At 56.7% G+C, this 17038-nt stretch carries 22 protein-coding genes and 1 tRNA gene; 7 read left to right on the forward strand and 16 right to left on the reverse strand.

Annotated elements, in window-relative coordinates; genetic code table 11:
* Positions 1-55: 55 nt before the first annotated feature.
* The 3 genes from VWZ87_RS04210 to VWZ87_RS04220 all read left to right on the forward strand — a co-directional run bounded on the left by VWZ87_RS04210 (position 56) and on the right by VWZ87_RS04220 (position 2298).
* Positions 56-280, forward strand: a complete 225-nt coding sequence (locus VWZ87_RS04210) for a helix-turn-helix transcriptional regulator (RefSeq protein WP_293712254.1) — start codon at positions 56-58, stop codon at positions 278-280.
* Between the two features lie 90 nt (positions 281-370).
* Positions 371-1327 (forward strand): DNA-primase RepB domain-containing protein, encoded by a 957-nt coding sequence (locus tag VWZ87_RS04215; RefSeq protein ID WP_416534516.1) that lies wholly within the window; start codon positions 371-373, stop codon positions 1325-1327.
* Positions 1324-2298 carry an AAA family ATPase gene (locus tag VWZ87_RS04220; RefSeq protein ID WP_416534517.1) on the forward strand — a complete coding sequence of 325 codons (975 nt, stop codon included), beginning with the start codon at positions 1324-1326 and terminating at the stop codon, positions 2296-2298. The genes VWZ87_RS04215 and VWZ87_RS04220 overlap by 4 nt, the downstream gene beginning before the upstream one ends.
* Before the next feature lie 514 nt (positions 2299-2812).
* On the opposite strand, the gene VWZ87_RS04225 is transcribed toward VWZ87_RS04220, so the two are convergent.
* The gene (locus VWZ87_RS04225; protein ID WP_416534518.1) at positions 2813-3043 is read right to left on the reverse strand and encodes a hypothetical protein; all 231 of its coding nucleotides are present in this window, start codon (positions 3041-3043) and stop codon (positions 2813-2815) included.
* Positions 3044-3310: 267 nt separating this feature from the next.
* Positions 3311-3691, reverse strand: a complete 381-nt coding sequence (locus tag VWZ87_RS04230; RefSeq protein ID WP_416534519.1) for a hypothetical protein — start codon at positions 3689-3691, stop codon at positions 3311-3313.
* A gap of 313 nt (positions 3692-4004) precedes the next feature.
* On the opposite strand from VWZ87_RS04230, the gene VWZ87_RS04235 reads away from it, so the two are divergent.
* The 4 genes from VWZ87_RS04235 to VWZ87_RS04250 all read left to right on the forward strand — a co-directional run bounded on the left by VWZ87_RS04235 (position 4005) and on the right by VWZ87_RS04250 (position 7765).
* Entirely contained in the window at positions 4005-4220 is a 216-nt protein-coding gene (locus tag VWZ87_RS04235; protein ID WP_416534520.1) for a hypothetical protein, read from the forward strand.
* Between the two features lie 91 nt (positions 4221-4311).
* Positions 4312-5229, forward strand: a complete 918-nt coding sequence (locus VWZ87_RS04240) for a hypothetical protein (RefSeq protein ID WP_416534521.1) — start codon at positions 4312-4314, stop codon at positions 5227-5229.
* Complete coding sequence (locus VWZ87_RS04245; protein WP_416534522.1) at positions 5226-5711, forward strand: hypothetical protein; 486 nt, start codon at positions 5226-5228, stop codon at positions 5709-5711. The genes VWZ87_RS04240 and VWZ87_RS04245 overlap by 4 nt, the downstream gene beginning before the upstream one ends.
* Entirely contained in the window at positions 5708-7765 is a 2058-nt protein-coding gene (locus tag VWZ87_RS04250) for an AAA family ATPase (RefSeq protein WP_416534523.1), read from the forward strand. The genes VWZ87_RS04245 and VWZ87_RS04250 overlap by 4 nt, the downstream gene beginning before the upstream one ends.
* A 150-nt stretch (positions 7766-7915) precedes the next feature.
* On the opposite strand, the gene VWZ87_RS04255 is transcribed toward VWZ87_RS04250, so the two are convergent.
* From VWZ87_RS04255 to murA, 14 genes are all read right to left on the reverse strand, one after another.
* A tRNA-Phe gene (locus tag VWZ87_RS04255) sits at positions 7916-7990 on the reverse strand.
* A gap of 81 nt (positions 7991-8071) precedes the next feature.
* Complete coding sequence (locus tag VWZ87_RS04260; RefSeq protein ID WP_340546477.1) at positions 8072-8254, reverse strand: DNA gyrase inhibitor YacG; 183 nt, start codon at positions 8252-8254, stop codon at positions 8072-8074.
* Positions 8251-9273 (reverse strand): ribonuclease E/G, encoded by a 1023-nt coding sequence (locus tag VWZ87_RS04265; RefSeq protein ID WP_416534524.1) that lies wholly within the window; start codon positions 9271-9273, stop codon positions 8251-8253. Before VWZ87_RS04265 ends, VWZ87_RS04260 begins: the two co-directional genes overlap by 4 nt.
* A complete protein-coding gene (locus VWZ87_RS04270) occupies positions 9270-9851 on the reverse strand; it encodes a Maf family protein (RefSeq protein WP_340546475.1) in 582 nt (193 codons plus the stop codon). Before VWZ87_RS04270 ends, VWZ87_RS04265 begins: the two co-directional genes overlap by 4 nt.
* Positions 9852-10026: 175 nt before the next feature.
* Complete coding sequence (gene infA, locus VWZ87_RS04275; protein WP_005978431.1) at positions 10027-10245, reverse strand: translation initiation factor IF-1; 219 nt, start codon at positions 10243-10245, stop codon at positions 10027-10029.
* 84 nt (positions 10246-10329) lie between these two features.
* Positions 10330-11208 (reverse strand): carbon-nitrogen hydrolase family protein, encoded by an 879-nt coding sequence (locus VWZ87_RS04280; RefSeq protein ID WP_416534525.1) that lies wholly within the window; start codon positions 11206-11208, stop codon positions 10330-10332.
* An 89-nt stretch (positions 11209-11297) separates the two neighbouring features.
* Positions 11298-11888, reverse strand: a complete 591-nt coding sequence (locus VWZ87_RS04285) for a GNAT family N-acetyltransferase (RefSeq protein WP_416534526.1) — start codon at positions 11886-11888, stop codon at positions 11298-11300.
* Complete coding sequence (locus VWZ87_RS04290) at positions 11888-12283, reverse strand: ketosteroid isomerase-related protein (RefSeq protein ID WP_340546472.1); 396 nt, start codon at positions 12281-12283, stop codon at positions 11888-11890. Before VWZ87_RS04290 ends, VWZ87_RS04285 begins: the two co-directional genes overlap by 1 nt.
* Complete coding sequence (locus VWZ87_RS04295; protein WP_340546471.1) at positions 12280-12738, reverse strand: low molecular weight phosphatase family protein; 459 nt, start codon at positions 12736-12738, stop codon at positions 12280-12282. The genes VWZ87_RS04290 and VWZ87_RS04295 overlap by 4 nt, the downstream gene beginning before the upstream one ends.
* Positions 12739-12741: 3 nt before the next feature.
* On the reverse strand, positions 12742-13221 hold the full coding sequence (locus VWZ87_RS04300; RefSeq protein ID WP_340546470.1) for a UPF0262 family protein: 480 nt from the start codon (positions 13219-13221) through the stop codon (positions 12742-12744).
* A 158-nt stretch (positions 13222-13379) separates the two neighbouring features.
* Complete coding sequence (gene hisD, locus VWZ87_RS04305) at positions 13380-14681, reverse strand: histidinol dehydrogenase (RefSeq protein ID WP_416534527.1); 1302 nt, start codon at positions 14679-14681, stop codon at positions 13380-13382.
* 69 nt (positions 14682-14750) lie between these two features.
* Positions 14751-15290 (reverse strand): GNAT family N-acetyltransferase, encoded by a 540-nt coding sequence (locus VWZ87_RS04310; protein WP_416534528.1) that lies wholly within the window; start codon positions 15288-15290, stop codon positions 14751-14753.
* Positions 15290-15766, reverse strand: a complete 477-nt coding sequence (locus VWZ87_RS04315; RefSeq protein WP_416534529.1) for a DUF2948 family protein — start codon at positions 15764-15766, stop codon at positions 15290-15292. The genes VWZ87_RS04310 and VWZ87_RS04315 overlap by 1 nt, the downstream gene beginning before the upstream one ends.
* Positions 15766-17037, reverse strand: coding sequence for a UDP-N-acetylglucosamine 1-carboxyvinyltransferase (gene murA, locus VWZ87_RS04320; protein WP_340546466.1), 1272 nt, complete (start codon positions 17035-17037; stop codon positions 15766-15768). The genes VWZ87_RS04315 and murA overlap by 1 nt, the downstream gene beginning before the upstream one ends.
* Between the last annotated feature and the right edge of the window lies 1 nt (position 17038).

Below are 17038 nucleotides of genomic sequence, written 5' to 3' on the forward strand. Positions count from 1 at the left end.
TCTGTCTTGTCGGAGCGCTCCTTCGCAAACCTAACCATGCAGAAGGAAAGACAAGATGGATATCTCGAACGGACAAAAGGTCCTTGCCACACGCGCTGACTTGCGGCGTCTGGGCATCACGGTGAGCAACAGCACGCTTTTGCGCTGGGAGGCCCGTGGGCGTTTCCCAAGGCGAGCGCGCCTCGCAGGAACCAGTGTGACTTGGTTCCTACACGAGATCGAACAGTGGCTCTCTGAGCGCGCTGAAGAACGGTCCCGTCACCACTACGCCGACTTCTAAGTCCGGCACCTTTCCCGAAAAATCGCACACCTCCTGCAACGCGCACATTCGCGCGAACGGAGAAGTTGCGCCTAGCTGAAAGGCAACACCATGTATCCGATCATCAAGACCTCCGAGTTCCCGTCACTGTGGGAACATGGCGCGTCAGACCGCGCCGTCATCCGAGATCAGATCGATTTTCTCACCACCCTCTGGGAACCGCAAAACCGCGTGTCTCAGGACCTTTTTGGCGCGTTCTGCTTCAAACGTCGCGGGTCAACCAAGATGGTGCAAGAATTCGAATGGCTGAACGAAGACGTGAAAATCGGGCGTCTACTTCGCAAGTACGACCGCCATAAATGGGATCAATTTTTCAGCCCCAATGTGTACACGCGCCCCAAGCGGCTCGTGAACTGTGTTCACCTGTGCCGTCTGGGCTGGTGTGACATCGACAAGGGCAACCCCAGCAGCTTCGACCCTCTGCCTTCGGTCGTCTGGGAAACGTCTCCGGGCAATACTCAGGCTTTGTGGTTCTGGGACCGTCCCCACACACCGAAACGGGCTTCGGCCTTTTCAAAGGCGCTGACCTATCGTCATGGGGGCGACAAGGGTGGAAGTGCGCCAAATAAGCTGCTGCGTGTACCCGGTTCGTTCAACCACAAGCCAGCATATGCGAAGCCCTTCATCCCTCTCCGGCACTATGACACACGACTGATCTTCAAGAGACCGCAGCTATTGCCCGATCAAGGTCGGAGCAATGCTGCCCGGTCGCAAGCAACGAAAATCCACCCGGGAGGCCATGATCGTCTTTCCGTATGGCGCAAATATCGCGCCAAGCTGAAGGTGCCGACAGGCCAGCTTCTCAGGCACGACCATGCTGTAGCCCCCGACCGTTCCCGCAGCATTTTCTTGATCGTGGCGGGTCTTCATGAGGTGGGTGCATCCGTCGCTGAAATCGCTGGAGTGGTTTGGACGAGTCCGTACTTTCTCGACAAATACGGCGAAGACCTGAACGCACTTGAGACCGAGGTATCTCGTATCATCGCAAAGCTGGAGGCGGGGCAATGAGGAGCAAAGAAACGTTCGTTACCCTCTCGACCGTGAAGCGCCGGAAGGTCCAGTGGCTCTGGCGTCCCTACATCCCTTTCGGCATGCTGACTATCCTCGAAGGCGACCCCGGTCTGGGCAAGTCGTTCCTCTCCATGTATCTCGCCGCCACCATTTCGACCGGCGGCAGGTTACCGGATGGGCAGGAGGTCACCCAAGGGAACGTTCTCTACATCAGCGCAGAGGATGACCCGTCATATACGACCGGTCCACGCATTGATGCCTTGGGCGGCGACTCGGAGCGGATAAGGGTCTTGAACGGGCGCATTGCGCTTGACGAAGACGGCCTCGATACCCTTCGGGCGGAATTGGACGAGTATGAGCCAGAGGTCATCATCATTGACCCTTGGGTTTCTTTCGTACCTACAGACACACCGATCAAGGACTCGCCAGCGGTTCGTTCGCTACTCGACAAGGTCGAGTCCGTCGCCAAGGACTATGGTTGCGCCATCATCTTGATCCGGCACCTGACCAAGATGAAGCACGACAACGCGCTCTATCAGGGAGGTGGGACCATCGACATGATCGCAGCCGCGCGCTCGGCGTTGCGTATCGGAAGGCACCCGGAGCGGGACGACCACAGGGTGATGGTGCACCTCAAACACAATGTCGGGCCGCGAGGGCCGACTTGGGTCTATGAGCTGGCGCTAGGCGAGACTGAGGATGACATCCCGCGCCTTCGGTTCGTCGGAACGGACGACGTTTCAGTCGAGGACCTGAACTCCGGTGCCGACAGGCCGCGCCCGAAGGATGCCGCCGAGGAGTTCCTCAAACGCGAACTTCGCAAAGGTCCACGAAAGGCAAAGGAGATGGAGGCGCTCGCAACCGAGCAGGGCATCAGCAAGCGGACACTAGACCGTGCGCGGTCGCGCATCGGCGTGAAATCAGCCCAGAAGAAGTCAGGCTGGGTGTGGTCTCTGCCCGAAGCGTGACGAAGATGTCAGCGTGCCAGAATGCCAGTATATCTCATACCGACACTGGCGTTCTGGCAGATTGCCACCGCGCGTCATGACATAGTGGCAATCTGGCACACTGACCAAGTTCGCGAACTCGAGAAGGCATGCTGGCGGTGGGTCACAAATTTGCCACGACTGATGCTCAGCCCCAGAATTGTGGACCAGGCATCGGTGTCATTAGGCGACAAGCAGGGACAGCGGCTAGGGACCGAAAACCTCGGCAGCGGGTATGACCCCTTGTCTGCCCGCAAGGCGTGCACCGTTAAAAAACGCCACCCCCCATCCCCATGTGGTCACCTGTTGTCTTCGCCTCCGTAGGTGCGGTCAGATGCGCCCGAGACCGACACGCGGACTATTGATCAGGCTGTTAGAGGTGAGACGGAGCCAGATATCTGAGTCTTTTCAATTGGTCCGCAAACAGGGCCACTAGCAGGCGCTGATTTGGGTGCTGTGTGGGTGGCTTTACTCATGGGCTGGGGCATCCGGCGCATCATTCTTGCACCCAGCCCTTGCGGTGGAAATGGCGCAGCACGATGGCGCGATTGAAAAGGGGGAGGCCGATCCACAGGCCGTTTGCAGTGATCACCGACAGGATCGCCCACAGGAACATGCCCTTGAACAGGTAGTAGAACGGGCCGAACAGGAAGCACCATAACCTGTGCAGCCTCCCAAGGATTACCTTCTTTTCCCCGTTGAAGTTCCAAGTTGCTTCGATTGCCATGTCCATATGTCTCCTGTGGTCAAAGGTGATTGGTGCAAATGCGATAAGAAAATTGGGGCCGTCCGTCAGGCGTAACCCCGTTGTTCATGCAGTGGGCGTAGGAACTGCTGCGCGAGTCGAAACGCGACAAGGCTCTGAGCGGCCCGCTCAGCGCCGTTGCGTACCTGCCGGAGGTCATGTGCACGAAAACGGCAAACTGGCGCTCCTGGCTCAATGCAACGCCGCCGCGCGCGCGTTTGTCTCCGGCTGCTGGGGCTTGGTTTCGGGTCACTCGGAGTTGCAAACCGGCAAGCACCCGTTTGCTTCAACATGCTCCCAGATCAAGCGCCTTTCTGCGTAGGCTATGTAGGGATGCAAAATTTCGGGAGATAAAGGGATGCCCTCGGGGAGATGTGTCGAGACCCAAAGATCGGTCATGTCGCCATCAAACATACCATGGAAGGTGACGCCGCCCGCGTGGCCCTTCATCCCAGTCGAGGCCGATCTGTGAAACTGGCGTATCCGGTTTCTGACGCCCTTCGCGCCCCACGTTCGGCCGATGTAGACGGTGTTGGTCGGCTCACTGCGTGCAATCACATACACGCCCGCACAGTCTGGCAGACTTGCGCGTTCTTCCCATTCAATTGGCTCGGTGAGCGTCAGTCCCATCCCACCCCGATCTGCGAGCGCCCTCGCGGTTGACTGGTGATCGGGGTGTTGGAAATCCGCTCTGACACGGACCCTGTGCCTTTAGCCGGAGCCTGTTGTATAACACAGGCACCCCGACCATAGGTCAAAGGTGTTCAGCCGGTTTCACGGCCTAGTCAGAGAGGGGTTTCCACGCCCCAACATGGCCGCGTCTGCCATGTCGAGATCAGTGGTAGCAGCAAATCGGGAAAAGCTAAAGATGTTCTGGGGTTATCCCTGACACACACAGGGCGCGCGTCTTATCGATCTGCATCAGCAACCTAGGAGATCGAATATGGCTGACATCATCACTCTGAAAACGCTCTGCGACGAACTCAAGCTCGACCCGCGCGAGGCCCGAGAACGCCTGCGCGCAGCCGCCAGTGATGCCAAGGCGAACCCGGAGCTGTCCAAGGCCCGGAAGCCGCGCAGCCCATGGCAATGGGTGAAGGGTTCGGTTGCCGAAAAGGAAGCTCGCAAGGTTCTTTCGTCCTCAACCGCGTCAACATGATCCGGCGGGCGAAAGCCCTCAGCTAGACGCTTGACTTACTGGGGAATTGTTCCGAGTCTACCTCAACTCTAAAGTGAGTTGGGATAGGCTATTGGCATTTAAGTATAGAAGAGATTGGGATGGCAAGGAATGGCAGCGCTATTCCAAGCAGCTTGTGCAAGTGCGGCACCTTCCCCAAAATGTGCAAGACATTCCTGATAGGGTTCAGGGTGACGCAGGTCTCGAATTCATCACCACCGATGGATGCTGCTACCAGAGCTATGCGCCTGAAGAAACGTCGGACGTTGCAAAAGCCGCCAGTGCAATGAAAGCAAAAGGTGCCCGTGATCTTCGAAAACTGGTGAAGAACAAAGGCGTCATTTCCAAAATACTTGGGGATCGCAAAATATCTAATTGGATTTTGCTTTGCCCCTTTCTGGACAACAAAGATGTTATTTCTCATGTCCAAGCGGTCGCCAAGGAAGTGAAGGAAGCCGGATTGGATTTCTTGGCACCTGATTTTTGCGCTCTTGTGCAAAGCCAAGAGGATTTCGAGACTGAGTATCAACAACTTCGCACAAAGGCTGTGGGGGCACCCTTATCCATCAAGAAGCCTAGCCCGGGTCAGCTTGAAGCTGTGCACAGTAAACTCGATAAGCGCGTCGAGGATAAGCTCAAGCGTGCGTTTCCTCTTGATGATGATGGGAGAACCGAGAAGAAAAAGAAAACCTACGTTTATGCCCACGTTGAGCGGGAGAATATTCTTTCAGACTTGCGAGACGAGTTTCCCGATTTTTGGGAAGCATCAACTGAGTGCATCGACTCCGAAGAGCGCCGTCTTGAGATGGCTGGAGCCGAAGGGGATACCGCTTCCCAGCAGATAAATTCTTCGATAGATCGCGTCGCGAATTCCCTGAGAAGCCAGGTGCCGGGGCTTTCCGAGAAGCAGATTGCCTCAATTTCGCAAGGTCAAGTAGGAACTTGGCTCATTGAATGCCCATTGGATTTTCAGGAGCCGAACGGAAAATGAACTTTGAAATTCACACGGACCGAAAATTTTCCTTCGAACGCAAGCCTTCGCCTGTACCAGGCGATCTTCGTATCGGCTGGCGTATCCCGCTGACACTTTTGATGCTGAACTATTCACGCGGGAAGAAAGCGTCCCTAGCGAAGTTAAATCTATTAAACGACGCGCTGCGTTCAGAACGGTCGCGGAAGAAATTGGGCCAAATCATAAGTGGTGAAACAGCTCTCATAGAGTGGCGAATGCGTGTTGAACCTGCGTTTTCTCGAAATGTAGACCTGCTAACGGGCGGGCAACTGGCCGAATGGATGGTGGCAAACGGCAAAGCGGCGATTTGTCTTACTGACAAGGGGAAGAAAATTGCAAAGAAGCTTGACGACGACGAAGAGAGTTTTGTGACTGAAAAGGCGTTTCTCAGGGAGTTCTCGAGCAAGATCACAGAAGGCTTTGTGACCCAAATCTTGCTAGCCAATAAGGCCCCGTCATGATCCAAGTTTGTTCTCTGAAGCTGAGATCGATCACAGCAAGAACTGTGTATGGGGTCGATCTTGATTTCACTTCCGGTCTTAACATTGTCCAAGCAGACAACACGTCTGGCAAGTCAACCTGCCTGCAAGCCATTATCTACGTTCTGGGTTTGGAGCGTTCCTTGAGTGCAAATTTGTCGGTCCCATTGCCATTCGCAATGAGGGAACGAATTCATGAATCCAAGGATGACCCATATGAGGAGGTGCTTCAGTCCTATGTCGAAATTGAAGTTTGCAACCACAAAGGTGAGACGCTTCGCATCCGGCGAAGCATAGTTGGGGATGCAGATCCAAAACTCATCTCCACATGGTCGACACCGGAAGCCGAGAAGACTGATCAGGTCAGGGAAAGACAGCGAGACTTCTTTGTTCATGATCCGGGATCGGCCACAAGAGAAAGTGGATTCCATCACTTCCTAGCTGATTTCTTGGGATGGGAGTTGCCGCTTGTTCCTAGGTTCGATGGGACTGAGTGTCCGCTGTACGTCGAAACCCTATTCCCCATGTTCTTTGTGGAACAGAAGCGTGGTTGGTCCACAGTTCAAGGACCGTTGCCGACGCATTTCCGGATACAGGACATCAACAGACGTGTTCTTGAATTCGTTCTAAACCTCGACGCCGGAAAGGTGCGTCGGGAAAGGGCTGAGCTAAACAAGCGCATAAGTTTCCTTGAAAGTGAGTGGGCCGAAAAACGACGTGCGCTGGAGCGAGGTAGTGTCGACCTCATCCGGTTTATTGGCGTACCCAAGGCACCTACCGCCGAATTCTCACATCAAGCAAATATTTCGCTGGAAGTTTTCATGGACGGCGAGTGGCTGCCTTTAGAAGTCGCCGCCAAGGAGCTTCACGAAGAAATCGAAGATCTAAACAGCATTGAACTTGTTTCTACGGAAGAGGCCGAGGCGAGTACACAAAAAGCCCTTGAAGCGGCTCAGTTGCGCTATGATGAACTCGGAGCAATGTTTGAAGTCGCGAGAACTGAATTTCGTTCGGTTCTCGAAGAAAACAGGGCATTACGGAAACGCCTAGACGTGCTTGATATTGATCTCAAGCGTCATCAGGACACCAAAAAACTAATGGCGCTTGGTTCGGAGGTTACTGATGCCGTGGCATTTGAAAGTTGCCCGACCTGCCATCAACATTTGTCTCAAGAGTTGCTACCACCAAGTTCCTCAGGGGCGATGGCCCTTGAGGAAAACATAGCTTTCATAAAATCGCAGCAACTCATGTACAAGTCGGCGTTGGCATCCACCGAAGAGAGGCTTGGAGAGCTTCGTCTGCGGGGCCGGTCCATAGAACAGGACTATAAAGAAGCGCAAAGTGAGTTGCGTAGCTTGAAACGTGCGCTCGTGCGCCCGGCGTCGAGCGTCAACAGGACGACAATTGAAAAATCGGTTCGGTTGCAGGCACGCTTGGCGCAGTGGGAGGTAATGCAAGAGCGCGCGGACAGCCTCGTTGACGAGCTGGTCGTAGTCGCAAAAGTATGGGCTCGACTTTCATCCCGGCTCAAGGAATTGCGAACCGGAGACGACTTTTCCTTGGAGGACAAGAACAAGATTTCTCGCCTTCAGTCCCTCGTACAGGGGCATCTGAAAACTTTTGATTTCCATTCCTTCCCACCCTCTGAAATCTCCTTGGCTAGGGACAACTTCAGACCACAGGTGTTGGTGTTTGATAAGGATTCTGGTGGGGAAATTGAAAAAGACATCGGCTTTGAAGCGTCTGCCAGCGATGGCATTCGCCTGAAGTGGTCGTACTATCTTTCTCTTCTAGAGTTGGATGAAAACTACACCACCAACCACGCTGGGCTGGTGGTGTTCGATGAACCCGGGCAACAAGCTGCCGACCCAGTAAACCTAACAAGCTTGTTTCAAGTGTCAGCCAAGGGCAGACCGGATCGACATCAGATCTTGATCGCAACCTCGGAAAAGGAACACGCCATCAAAGCGGGACTTGGCGATCGTCCATACAATCTTATCTCGTTTAACGGCTACATCTTGAAACCGCTGAACTGATCCAGACTAGCCGAGCCGCTTTAGCTTCTGTTGTCGAGTCATTGGGACGCCAAGTGGCTCGTCAGCACCCAATCGGCACCCAAGCAAAGATACGCCCCATCGCGCCCTGTGTTGATAACAGGAATTTACATTTCTTTTCAGGTATTTGAATGGTGCCCGGGGGCGGAATCGAACCACCGACACGAGGATTTTCAATCCACTGCTCTACCCCTGAGCTACCCGGGCACGGGAAGGCTTATCGCCTTGGGTGTGGGCCTTCTATGACGTGGGCGTGACCGTGTCCAGAGGCTTTTTCAAAGAAAATCGCTAATGTTTGGTTTCTCGGTGTTTTTCGACTTCTTCCAAAGCGTTTTCAATATCTTCCGGGTCCGCGCTGGGGGTCGCATAGGCGCCGTTGAACCACTTCGCAAGGTCAATATCCGCGCAGCGGCGTGAACAGAAGGGACGATAATCGCTGGAGGTTTCTCCGTCACAGATCGGACAGCTCATGCAAGCACCTCCGCCAGCGGAATACGGCCTCGCTTACGTTGCAGTTCAAAGTGGCCAAGCGTGGTCCAGCCAACCAGAACGGTGTCTTCGCTGTCATTGCGAAAACTGGCCCGCAACGCGGTTTCAAAAGCGCGACGATCTTTCTTGGGCATAGGAGCCGGATCAATAACGATCTGCCCGCCGAGACCGCGCAACCGCAGCGCCCGGGCCAGGGATTTTGCGCAGGCCATATTGGCTTTCACGCCAGCTGCAAGCGATGTGTCGCTGCCAGTGTTTACGTCGACAGCGATTAGCGCGCGGGTCTGTTCGATAAAAAGAAAGGCACCCCCGCTGAGAGGTTCGCGAATGCCCTGAACCGTTTCCAGTGCATCCAATACGCCAAGACGTTCAAATCCACCGGGATCGCGCTCGATATCTGCCGGATCGGTCCAGTCACGCCATGCAAGAAGATGCGGGGTGTCCCCCTCCGCCAATACTTCTGGTCCGCTACCGGAATCCTCCATGACCTGGGAGGCCAGCGCCACCATGGCGAGGACATCTTCTTCAATCTCCTCCCCGTCAGCGCCATGACAGGCGGAACGCAGGATCAGGCCATAGCCGTGATCCCCCATTGCATCGTGGGCGATTTCCAAAAGGCGGTCCCGCTCATCCTCGTCGCGGATCGAGCGGGAAATATTAAGGCCAGGAGCCTCAGGCGTGACGATCGCGTAGCGGCTCTTGAACAGGAGCTTTTGGGAGACTGGCAAGGCCTTGCCAGCTTCGGCGTATCCTGTCAGCTGCACCAGCAACTCCTGACCGGGCGCCAACCCCTTGACCTGACGCAAAAAAGCAGGCCCGTCCGGTGTGGTCAGGAACATTCCGCCCTGCCCCTTGACGGGGCGATCTGCTCGGGCCCGGTAAATCGTGCCCGGTGTCGGTGCGTCGCTGTCAATCAGCAGATCCTCAAGCTGGCCATCCACCATGAGCGCCGCGGCCTCGCGACCATCGATATGGTCGAGCACAATTGTCCGTCCCTTCATGCTGCTGTCTCCTTACTCTGTGTCCAGCCTGCGCCGCGCAACAGGGCGGCGGTTTCGGCCAATGGCAGACCGACGATTCCAGTGAAGGATCCGTTGATCCAAGGGATCAACGCTCCTGCTGGGCCTTGAATTGCATAGGCGCCCGCCTTGCCCTGCCAATCACCGGTCGCAAGATAGGCATTCAGATCCTCATCCGAGAGGCGTTTCATCTTCACGGCACTGACAACATCACGCGCCCAAATGCGATCGCCGCGGCGCACCGCAACCGAGGTAATCACCTGATGACGGCGTCCAGAAAGCGCCAGAAGAAATTCCGCAGCTTCCCCGGCGTCGGACGGTTTTCCCATGATCCTGCGCCCCAACGCTACTGTGGTGTCCGCACAGAGAACCACATCCTCTGGATTGGCAACGATCGCCTCGGCTTTCTGCCGGGCAATACGCGCGCAATAAAGACGCGGCAATTCTCCCTTCTTGGGAGTCTCATCAATATCGGGTGGGCAGACCGCATCCGGGGTGATTCCCAGCTGAGCCAGCAGTTCCAATCGACGCGGGCTGCCTGATCCCAGAATGAATGCCATGTCCGGACCTCTTGTTCGTGTTTGTCACCCGCGGGCGAAAGCCGCCAGGCATTTCAGACTTGTCTTACTGGCTCTGCCGGACCGGGGAAAGCCCAACCCAGCACGCTGCGAGCTGCACCCAAAACAAAAGCCCGGCTCGAAGGCCGGGCTTTGTTCATATGAGGGATCGCCACGCTTACTTGAAGCGGTAGTTGATCCGTCCCTTGGTCAGGTCGTATGGGGTCATTTCAACCTGTACCTTGTCGCCAGCCAGAACACGGATGCGGTTCTTGCGCATCTTGCCTGCCGTATGTGCGATGATCTCATGGCCGTTTTCCAGCTCGACCCGAAACGTCGCATTGGGCAGGAGTTCCTTCACGACACCGGGAAATTCGAGCGTATCTTCCTTGGCCATGTTATCTCCATAATTGCGGTTTCCCGCGAGTCTGCGGGACGTGCGCTTAAATGAGCGCTTTTTCCCAGATTTTCAAGGGCGCAATCACCGCAGCTGACATATTGTGACCGATTTCTCAGGTTCGGCCCTTTCGTCCCAATGCGTGCGGTTGCGTACAACGCCATCGCGGCGCACATGGGCAATCGCCTCAAGATCAATGTCGGCATAGGTCCAGCCCGGCTTGTTCAATATCCCCTCGGCCAAGACACCAGTCGCGGGGAAGCCGGTATCAGGCGGTCCAAATATGCCACCCGTTCCGGTATTCTGATCCACGGCCTCTGACCATTCCGCAGGGCCTACGATAGACGACATCACCGAGACGCACTGATTTTCGAGAGCGCGGGCCATGGCCCCGATGCGGACTCGCCAATAGCCCGCCAGTGCCTCCGTGCAGGACGGCACCAACAATAGATCCACATCTGCAAGCGCCCGTCCCAAAAGCGGAAATTCACTATCGTAGCAGATGAGGATGCCGATCTTGCCCAGTTCGGTGTCAAACACTTTGAGTGGGCCGCCACCGACCACCTCCCATGGATCACGCTCAAACATGGTCATGATCTGCTTGTCTTGAACGCCCTTCCTGCCGTTCGGGGCATATAGGGTCGCACGATTAACCGGACGATCCCGGCCATCAAATACGGGCGCCGATGCCCCAAGAATATGCACTCCGAATTGCGCGGCGAGACGCAGGTGCAAGGCATCGACTTCAGGCATCCGGCTGGAAACCGCATGTAGGGATTGTTCCAGATTTCCGGCAACCTCGGCACCATCGAGCGTGGACAGCTCCATCGCGCCATATTCGGGAAACACCAGCAGCTCTGCTCCCTGTTCAGCCGCTTCTTTTACCCAATGGGTGATTTTGGCATCATATTCGGACCAGTCATCAAACCAATCGAGCGGATAGGCAGCAGTGGCGATTTTCATGAGATTTTCCTGTCGTTTGACATCGAACGGCTGAGAAGAGCTGAGAAGAGCTGAGAAGAGCTGAGAAGAGCTGAGCTGCACGAGACCGCTCAGGTCAAGCTGCGTGACCAGAATTGAAGCGGTTTTCGGGTTTCCTCCACATCTCCCACGTCACGCCACGAAAAACGAGCCATCACACCCGGCATGGGGGAGTAACCCCGTTTGTGCCAGAAACTGTGTAGATCATTGTACATCTCGGGCCTGGCGGGATGGTCGCCCGGACGTTGAACGCTGCAAAACGCGGATACGCAAAAGCCGAGATTTCGGGCATGGGCCTCCCGCACATCAAAGAAACTGTGCCCAAGCCCGCGCCCGCGATACTGTGGCAACAGCACGGATTCGGCGCAGTAGAAAACATCCGTCAGCGCCAAGCCGGTTCCGTCGAACGCAGCGGCAAAATCCTCGGCGTGATCCGCGAGAGGTGCGCCGGTCGAAGCACCAACAAGCGCCTCGCCATCCCATGCCCCAATTACGATAGACCGGTCGCTGTCCAGATAGCTTTGCAGATAACTGCGTTCGTAGGCCAAATCGCCATCATAGAGATAAGGCCAATCGCGAAAGACAGCTATGCGAAGGCGGGCGATGTCATCAATCGCTTCAGCCAAGGCCGCGCCACGCAAAACCTCCAATTGAAGGTCCATCAGCCAGAGACCTGCGCCGTCCAATCCGCCAGGTTGTAATATGTCGTCACGCGGATGATCTTGCCGTCCTTCAGATCGAAGAACGACCCGGCGGGAAGGCGGTAGCTTTGCCGATGCGCTTCGGGCAGACCTGCATCGGTTTCGAGGTAGACGCCGTTCACGATGTATTCGGCAGCCGCCCGGGTACCGTCTTCATTATCGAAAATCACCATATCGGTGAGGTTTTCGTCGTAGCAGCGGCTCATATGGGCGCAAAACTCGGCAAACAACGCCTTACCGGTGCGGATTTTGCCTTCGTTCACGTGGTGGGCCACGTCATCGGAAAGACACGACAGCATGGCTTCGGTATCTTTGGCGTTGAATGCTTCAAAATATCGGGTGACGGTGCGGTTCATTTTGTCTCCAACGGGTTGCCCCAGCGCTCAGTCAGGCGCTGGATGATCTGGGATCGGGTTTGCCTGTAGCTGTCTAGCTTGGCATCCCGGGTTTCCCCCAGTCCAGTTGGGTCCATAATTGGCCAATATTCGACATCGAGGTGAAAAAACCGGGTGAGTTCCAGGGCCCGTCTCTGGCTGGCAGGCGACAAAGCCACGACTAGATCAAAAGACGACAGGTCGTCGCCCCATTGCTCCATTTCGTCAAACGACCGCGAGCGATGACGCGACAATTCAACGCCGATCTCCTGGCAGACCGCGATGCAGAAACCGTCGATTTCCATATCATTCTTGACACCGACCGACTGCACATAGGTGCCAGAGCCATAAAATTGCTTCATGATCCCCTCGGCCATAGGGGAACGGACCGCGTTGTGGTCACAGCAGAACAAAATCGACTGTGGCAACTCGCTCACGCTTCAGCCCCCAAAATGCAGAACGCAAATCAGCGTGAAGAGGCGGCGCGCCGTATCCGTATCAATCTCGGCCTTCCCTTCCAGACGTTCCTGAAGAACGCGGCTGCCTTCGTTATGGATACCTCGGCGGGCCATGTCGATCGTCTCGATCTGACTGGGCGGCAGGGTCTTAACAGCTGTGAAATAGCTCTCGCAGATCTGATAGTAGTCTTTGACGACCTGACGGAACGGCGACAGTGACAGATGGAATTCCGCCGCTTTCTCCCCGGCTTCGGACGCCACATCAAACACCAACCGCTTATCCCGGATCGCAAGACCTAGATGATAGGGACCTTCTGGCACCTCGCGCTCGCCGCGCGCTGGTAGGGCAAAGCTGTTGTCCTCGATCAGGTCGAAAATGGCGACCCGGCGCTCCTGCTCAATCTCGGGCGTCGGCGGCGGCAAGTTACTGTCATCAAGGTCAATTTGGCTGATGCGGCTCATGGGTCAGATCTCTGTGCGCGGGTCATACAGATAACTGACTAGCCGATGGCCGCTGCAACGGCAATCCGCGGGGCACGATGTGCCGCAAGGATGTGTCTCTTGGGACAGTCTCGCATCTGAAGGCCGCCCCGCAATTCGTCACGGCCTGCTCCGTTGCATTACCGATTCAACCGATCCAGCCGGGCGCGGATAGACAGACCATGGGCCTGCAGGCTTTCGCTGTTCGCAAGTGTCTCGGCCGCAGGTCCGATAGCCCGCAGCGCCTCAGGCGTGATCTCACTCAGCGTCGTGCGCTTCAGGAAATCCATGACTGACAGGCCAGATGAGAACCGTGCAGATCGCGCCGTTGGCAACACGTGGTTCGGTCCGCCGATATAATCACCGATGGCTTCGGGCGTATATTGGCCAAGGAATATCGCCCCGGCATGAATGGTCTTTTCGCTGAGCGCGCGCGGATCAGCAACACAGAGTTCAAGATGCTCGGGCGCGATGCGGTTCGAAAGCCGCGCTGCCTCTGCAAGATCCGGCACGGTAATCACGGCACCATAGTCGCGCCAGCTGGGGCCAGCGATGGCGGCACGCTCCAACGTCTTCAATCGTTGCTCGACCGCTTCCGCCACGGCCTGCCCAAATCCTTCGTCATCGGTGATCAGGATCGACTGCGCACTTTCGTCATGCTCAGCCTGACTCAGCAGATCCAGCGCGATCCAGTCTGGGTCGTTGTCCTTGTCCGCAATCACCAGGATCTCGGACGGCCCTGCAATCATGTCGATGCCTACCTTCCCGAAAACACGCCGTTTTGCCGCAGCAACAAATGCGTTTCCGGGGCCGGTGATTTTGTCGACAGGTGCGATGCTCTCGGTTCCATAAGCAAGCGCCGCAATCGCCTGCGCACCACCGATACGGTAGATTTCATCGACGCCCGCCAACCGCGCCGCCAGCAGAACCAACGGGTTGATCTGCCCATCCGGCGTCGGAACCACAACCGCGAGCCGTTCAACACCGGCAACCTTCGCCGGAACCGCATTCATCAGCACAGAGGACGGATAACTCGCCAGCCCCCCCGGCACATAAAGACCTGCGGCCGATACCGCCGACCAGCGCCACCCCAATGACGCGCCAGTATCATCCTGCCACGCATCATCCGCAGGCATCTGCCGTGCGTGATAGGCGCGAATTCGATCGACCGCCAGCTCAAGCGCTGCACGTTCCTCGCCAGAGACCGCCTGCACAGCCGCGTCAATTTCGGCATCAGAGATTCGCAGCTGATCGGCTGTCAGTTGCAACCGGTCGAATTTTGCGGTCAGCTCAATCAGCGCGGCATCACCACTGGCGCGGACATCCGCGATAATATCGGCAACCACAGCATCCACATCGGGACTGTCTTCACGTTTCGCGCCCAGAAGCGCGGTAAAGGCCTTTTCGAAATCAGCGTCGGACGCGTTTAGAAAAACGGGCATCATGGCTCTCCTTTGCGCCTGCAATATAGCCCCCAGCCCTCAGTCTCAAGATGATTGCTTGCGTTGATGTCAGCGCAGCACCCGCCGCGCCAGTTGCGATATCATGTCCGGTCGCAGAGCATCATCCAGCGGACATAGCATCAGCACATCATGTCGGGGCTCACTTCCCAGCATCACCGAACGGGGGCGAAGACCGAATGGGCGAAAACCGGCCTGCTGATAGAGCCTTTGCGCTTTCTTGTTTTCCTGATCCACGCAAAGCTCGACCTGGGTCAATCCAATCTCCCGAGCGTGACCCAGAATTTGCGTCAATAGGGCTCGGGCCATCCCCTGACCTTGATAGGCACGTGAGATATAGAAAGGCCCCAGATCGGCGGTATGGGAAATGCGTGACAATCCCCCCTGCCGTAGCACGGCAAAACCCACCAACTGTTCCTCGGCAAACGCGCCCCAATAGGCGCCGCTCTCGAAGCCGCTGATCAGAGCCGCATCCGGAATGCTGTCGGCTTCTTCCACGGTCATCAGAAATGACGCAGGAAACTCTGTCAGCCCCTCGCGCCACAGGGCACGAAGATCCGCAAGATCAGCCTTGACCAGTCGGCGCAACATTATGTCTCGTGCTTCGGTGCCCGACCCGACGGCGCCTGATAGGGACGCGTCACATCGCGCAAGGTCACCTCGATCGCCTCTACAGCCAGACGGATGGCCCCATCACCGGCAAGCGTCAGGACAATATGCCCGTCACCGTCGGTGCCAGGCTCAAAACTCAGCGATAGGAGAGACAGGATAAGATCGCGCTCTTTGCGATCCACCCCTTGCGACGCCACAGACAGCACCTGATCGACCACCAGTACACTCTGCACCCGTTCATAAGGGCGCCCGCGCCTTTCAGCGGCGTCCTTGTCCTCCCAGCGGAACCGGTTCAGCAGCAGGGCAAAACGCCGTTCGGTCGGGCGCCAGCTGATTTCCGTCACCGGAAACACCGCATCCTGTGCGAGCGAGGCGATGACCTGCAGATCGTCGGGACCCAGGGCACCAAGATTCAGCGGCGCTTCGCGCCCATCGTCGAAACTGGCATCTGACATCACTGCTCCTGGATCCGTTCGATCTTGGCACCGACCGACGACAACTTCCGCACCACATGCTCGTAGCCGCGGTCCAGATGATAGACCCGACTAACCTTGGTTTCACCCTCTGCCGCGAGGCCGGCAAGGATCAGGGAAACCGAGGCACGCAGATCGGTGGCCATCACCGGCGCGCCTTTCAGTTTTTCGACGCCGGTCACGGTAGCATGGCCACCATGCACGTCGATCTTCGCGCCCATGCGCATCAGCTCCGGCGCATGCATAAACCTGTTCTCAAAGATCTTCTCTTCCAGAACGCTGGTTCCCTCGGCCGTGCACATCAGGGCCATCATCTGCGCCTGAAGATCGGTCGGAAAACCGGGGAACGGTTCGGTCACGACATCCACGGCCTGAACGCGGTTACTGCCGCGGCGCACGGTCAGGCTGTTCTCATTCTCGGTGATCTCGACGCCGGCGGCCTCCAACTTATCACAGAACGCCTCGATCAAGGACCGTTTTCCGCCGAGCAGCTCAACCTCACCACCGCAGATCGCTGGCGCCAGCATATAGGTGCCCAGCTCGATCCGGTCGGTAACAACCGGATGGGTGGCGCCGTGCAGACGATCCACGCCCTGAATTGTGATCGTCGAGGTGCCTTCACCTTCGATCTGAGCACCCATCTTGCGCAAGCACTGCGCCAGGTCGACGATTTCAGGCTCCCGCGCCGCGTTGTTGATCACGGTGGTGCCTTTGGCCAAAGTCGCGGCCATCAGGGCATTTTCGGTCGCGCCGACTGAAACCAAGGGGAAATCGATAGTGCCACCTTTCAAGCCGCCCATCGGCGCCTTGGCATGGACGTAACCGTCTTTCAGTTCCAGCTCTGCACCCAGCGCTTCCAGCGCTTTCAGGTGCAGATCTACCGGACGCGCCCCAATGGCACAGCCACCAGGCAGCGAGACAACCGCATGACCATCGCGTGCCAACATTGGCCCCAGAACCAGAATCGACGCCCGCATTTTACGCACGATATCGTAGTCTGCGGTATGATTGTTGATGTCATGGCTGGACATCGCCAGCACTTGGCCATCCTGCAGCGTCGACACCTCGGCTCCCAGCGACTGCAACAAGGTCGTCATGGTGCGAATATCCGAAAGTCGCGGCGCATTAGTCAGCGTCAGCGGCTCCTCGCTCAGCATGGTTGCCGGCATCAGCGTGAGACAGGCGTTTTTTGCACCCGCGATGGGAATCTGCCCCTTGAGCGGGCCATTCCCAGTCACCAAAATCGAATCCATC

This window comes from Phaeobacter sp. JH20_37 (assembly GCF_048056015.1).
Taxonomy (GTDB): domain Bacteria; phylum Pseudomonadota; class Alphaproteobacteria; order Rhodobacterales; family Rhodobacteraceae; genus Phaeobacter; species Phaeobacter bryozoorum.

Coding starts and splice junctions, on each gene's coding strand:
- infA (WP_005978431.1), bottom strand. CDS start 10,245: ATGGCCAAGGAAGATACGCTCGAATTTCCCGGTGTCGTGAAGGAACTC.
- VWZ87_RS04290 (WP_340546472.1), bottom strand. CDS start 12,283: ATGAACCGCACCGTCACCCGATATTTTGAAGCATTCAACGCCAAAGAT.
- VWZ87_RS04300 (WP_340546470.1), bottom strand. CDS start 13,221: ATGAGCCGCATCAGCCAAATTGACCTTGATGACAGTAACTTGCCGCCG.
- VWZ87_RS04265 (WP_416534524.1), bottom strand. CDS start 9,273: ATGAAGGGACGGACAATTGTGCTCGACCATATCGATGGTCGCGAGGCC.
- VWZ87_RS04245 (WP_416534522.1), top strand. CDS start 5,226: ATGAACTTTGAAATTCACACGGACCGAAAATTTTCCTTCGAACGCAAG.
- VWZ87_RS04280 (WP_416534525.1), bottom strand. CDS start 11,208: ATGAAAATCGCCACTGCTGCCTATCCGCTCGATTGGTTTGATGACTGG.
- VWZ87_RS04285 (WP_416534526.1), bottom strand. CDS start 11,888: ATGGACCTTCAATTGGAGGTTTTGCGTGGCGCGGCCTTGGCTGAAGCG.
- murA (WP_340546466.1), bottom strand. CDS start 17,037: ATGGATTCGATTTTGGTGACTGGGAATGGCCCGCTCAAGGGGCAGATT.
- VWZ87_RS04215 (WP_416534516.1), top strand. CDS start 371: ATGTATCCGATCATCAAGACCTCCGAGTTCCCGTCACTGTGGGAACAT.
- VWZ87_RS04310 (WP_416534528.1), bottom strand. CDS start 15,290: ATGTTGCGCCGACTGGTCAAGGCTGATCTTGCGGATCTTCGTGCCCTG.
- VWZ87_RS04210 (WP_293712254.1), top strand. CDS start 56: ATGGATATCTCGAACGGACAAAAGGTCCTTGCCACACGCGCTGACTTG.
- hisD (WP_416534527.1), bottom strand. CDS start 14,681: ATGCCCGTTTTTCTAAACGCGTCCGACGCTGATTTCGAAAAGGCCTTT.
- VWZ87_RS04315 (WP_416534529.1), bottom strand. CDS start 15,766: ATGTCAGATGCCAGTTTCGACGATGGGCGCGAAGCGCCGCTGAATCTT.
- VWZ87_RS04220 (WP_416534517.1), top strand. CDS start 1,324: ATGAGGAGCAAAGAAACGTTCGTTACCCTCTCGACCGTGAAGCGCCGG.
- VWZ87_RS04230 (WP_416534519.1), bottom strand. CDS start 3,691: ATGGGACTGACGCTCACCGAGCCAATTGAATGGGAAGAACGCGCAAGT.
- VWZ87_RS04260 (WP_340546477.1), bottom strand. CDS start 8,254: ATGAGCTGTCCGATCTGTGACGGAGAAACCTCCAGCGATTATCGTCCC.
- VWZ87_RS04225 (WP_416534518.1), bottom strand. CDS start 3,043: ATGGCAATCGAAGCAACTTGGAACTTCAACGGGGAAAAGAAGGTAATC.
- VWZ87_RS04250 (WP_416534523.1), top strand. CDS start 5,708: ATGATCCAAGTTTGTTCTCTGAAGCTGAGATCGATCACAGCAAGAACT.
- VWZ87_RS04270 (WP_340546475.1), bottom strand. CDS start 9,851: ATGGCATTCATTCTGGGATCAGGCAGCCCGCGTCGATTGGAACTGCTG.
- VWZ87_RS04235 (WP_416534520.1), top strand. CDS start 4,005: ATGGCTGACATCATCACTCTGAAAACGCTCTGCGACGAACTCAAGCTC.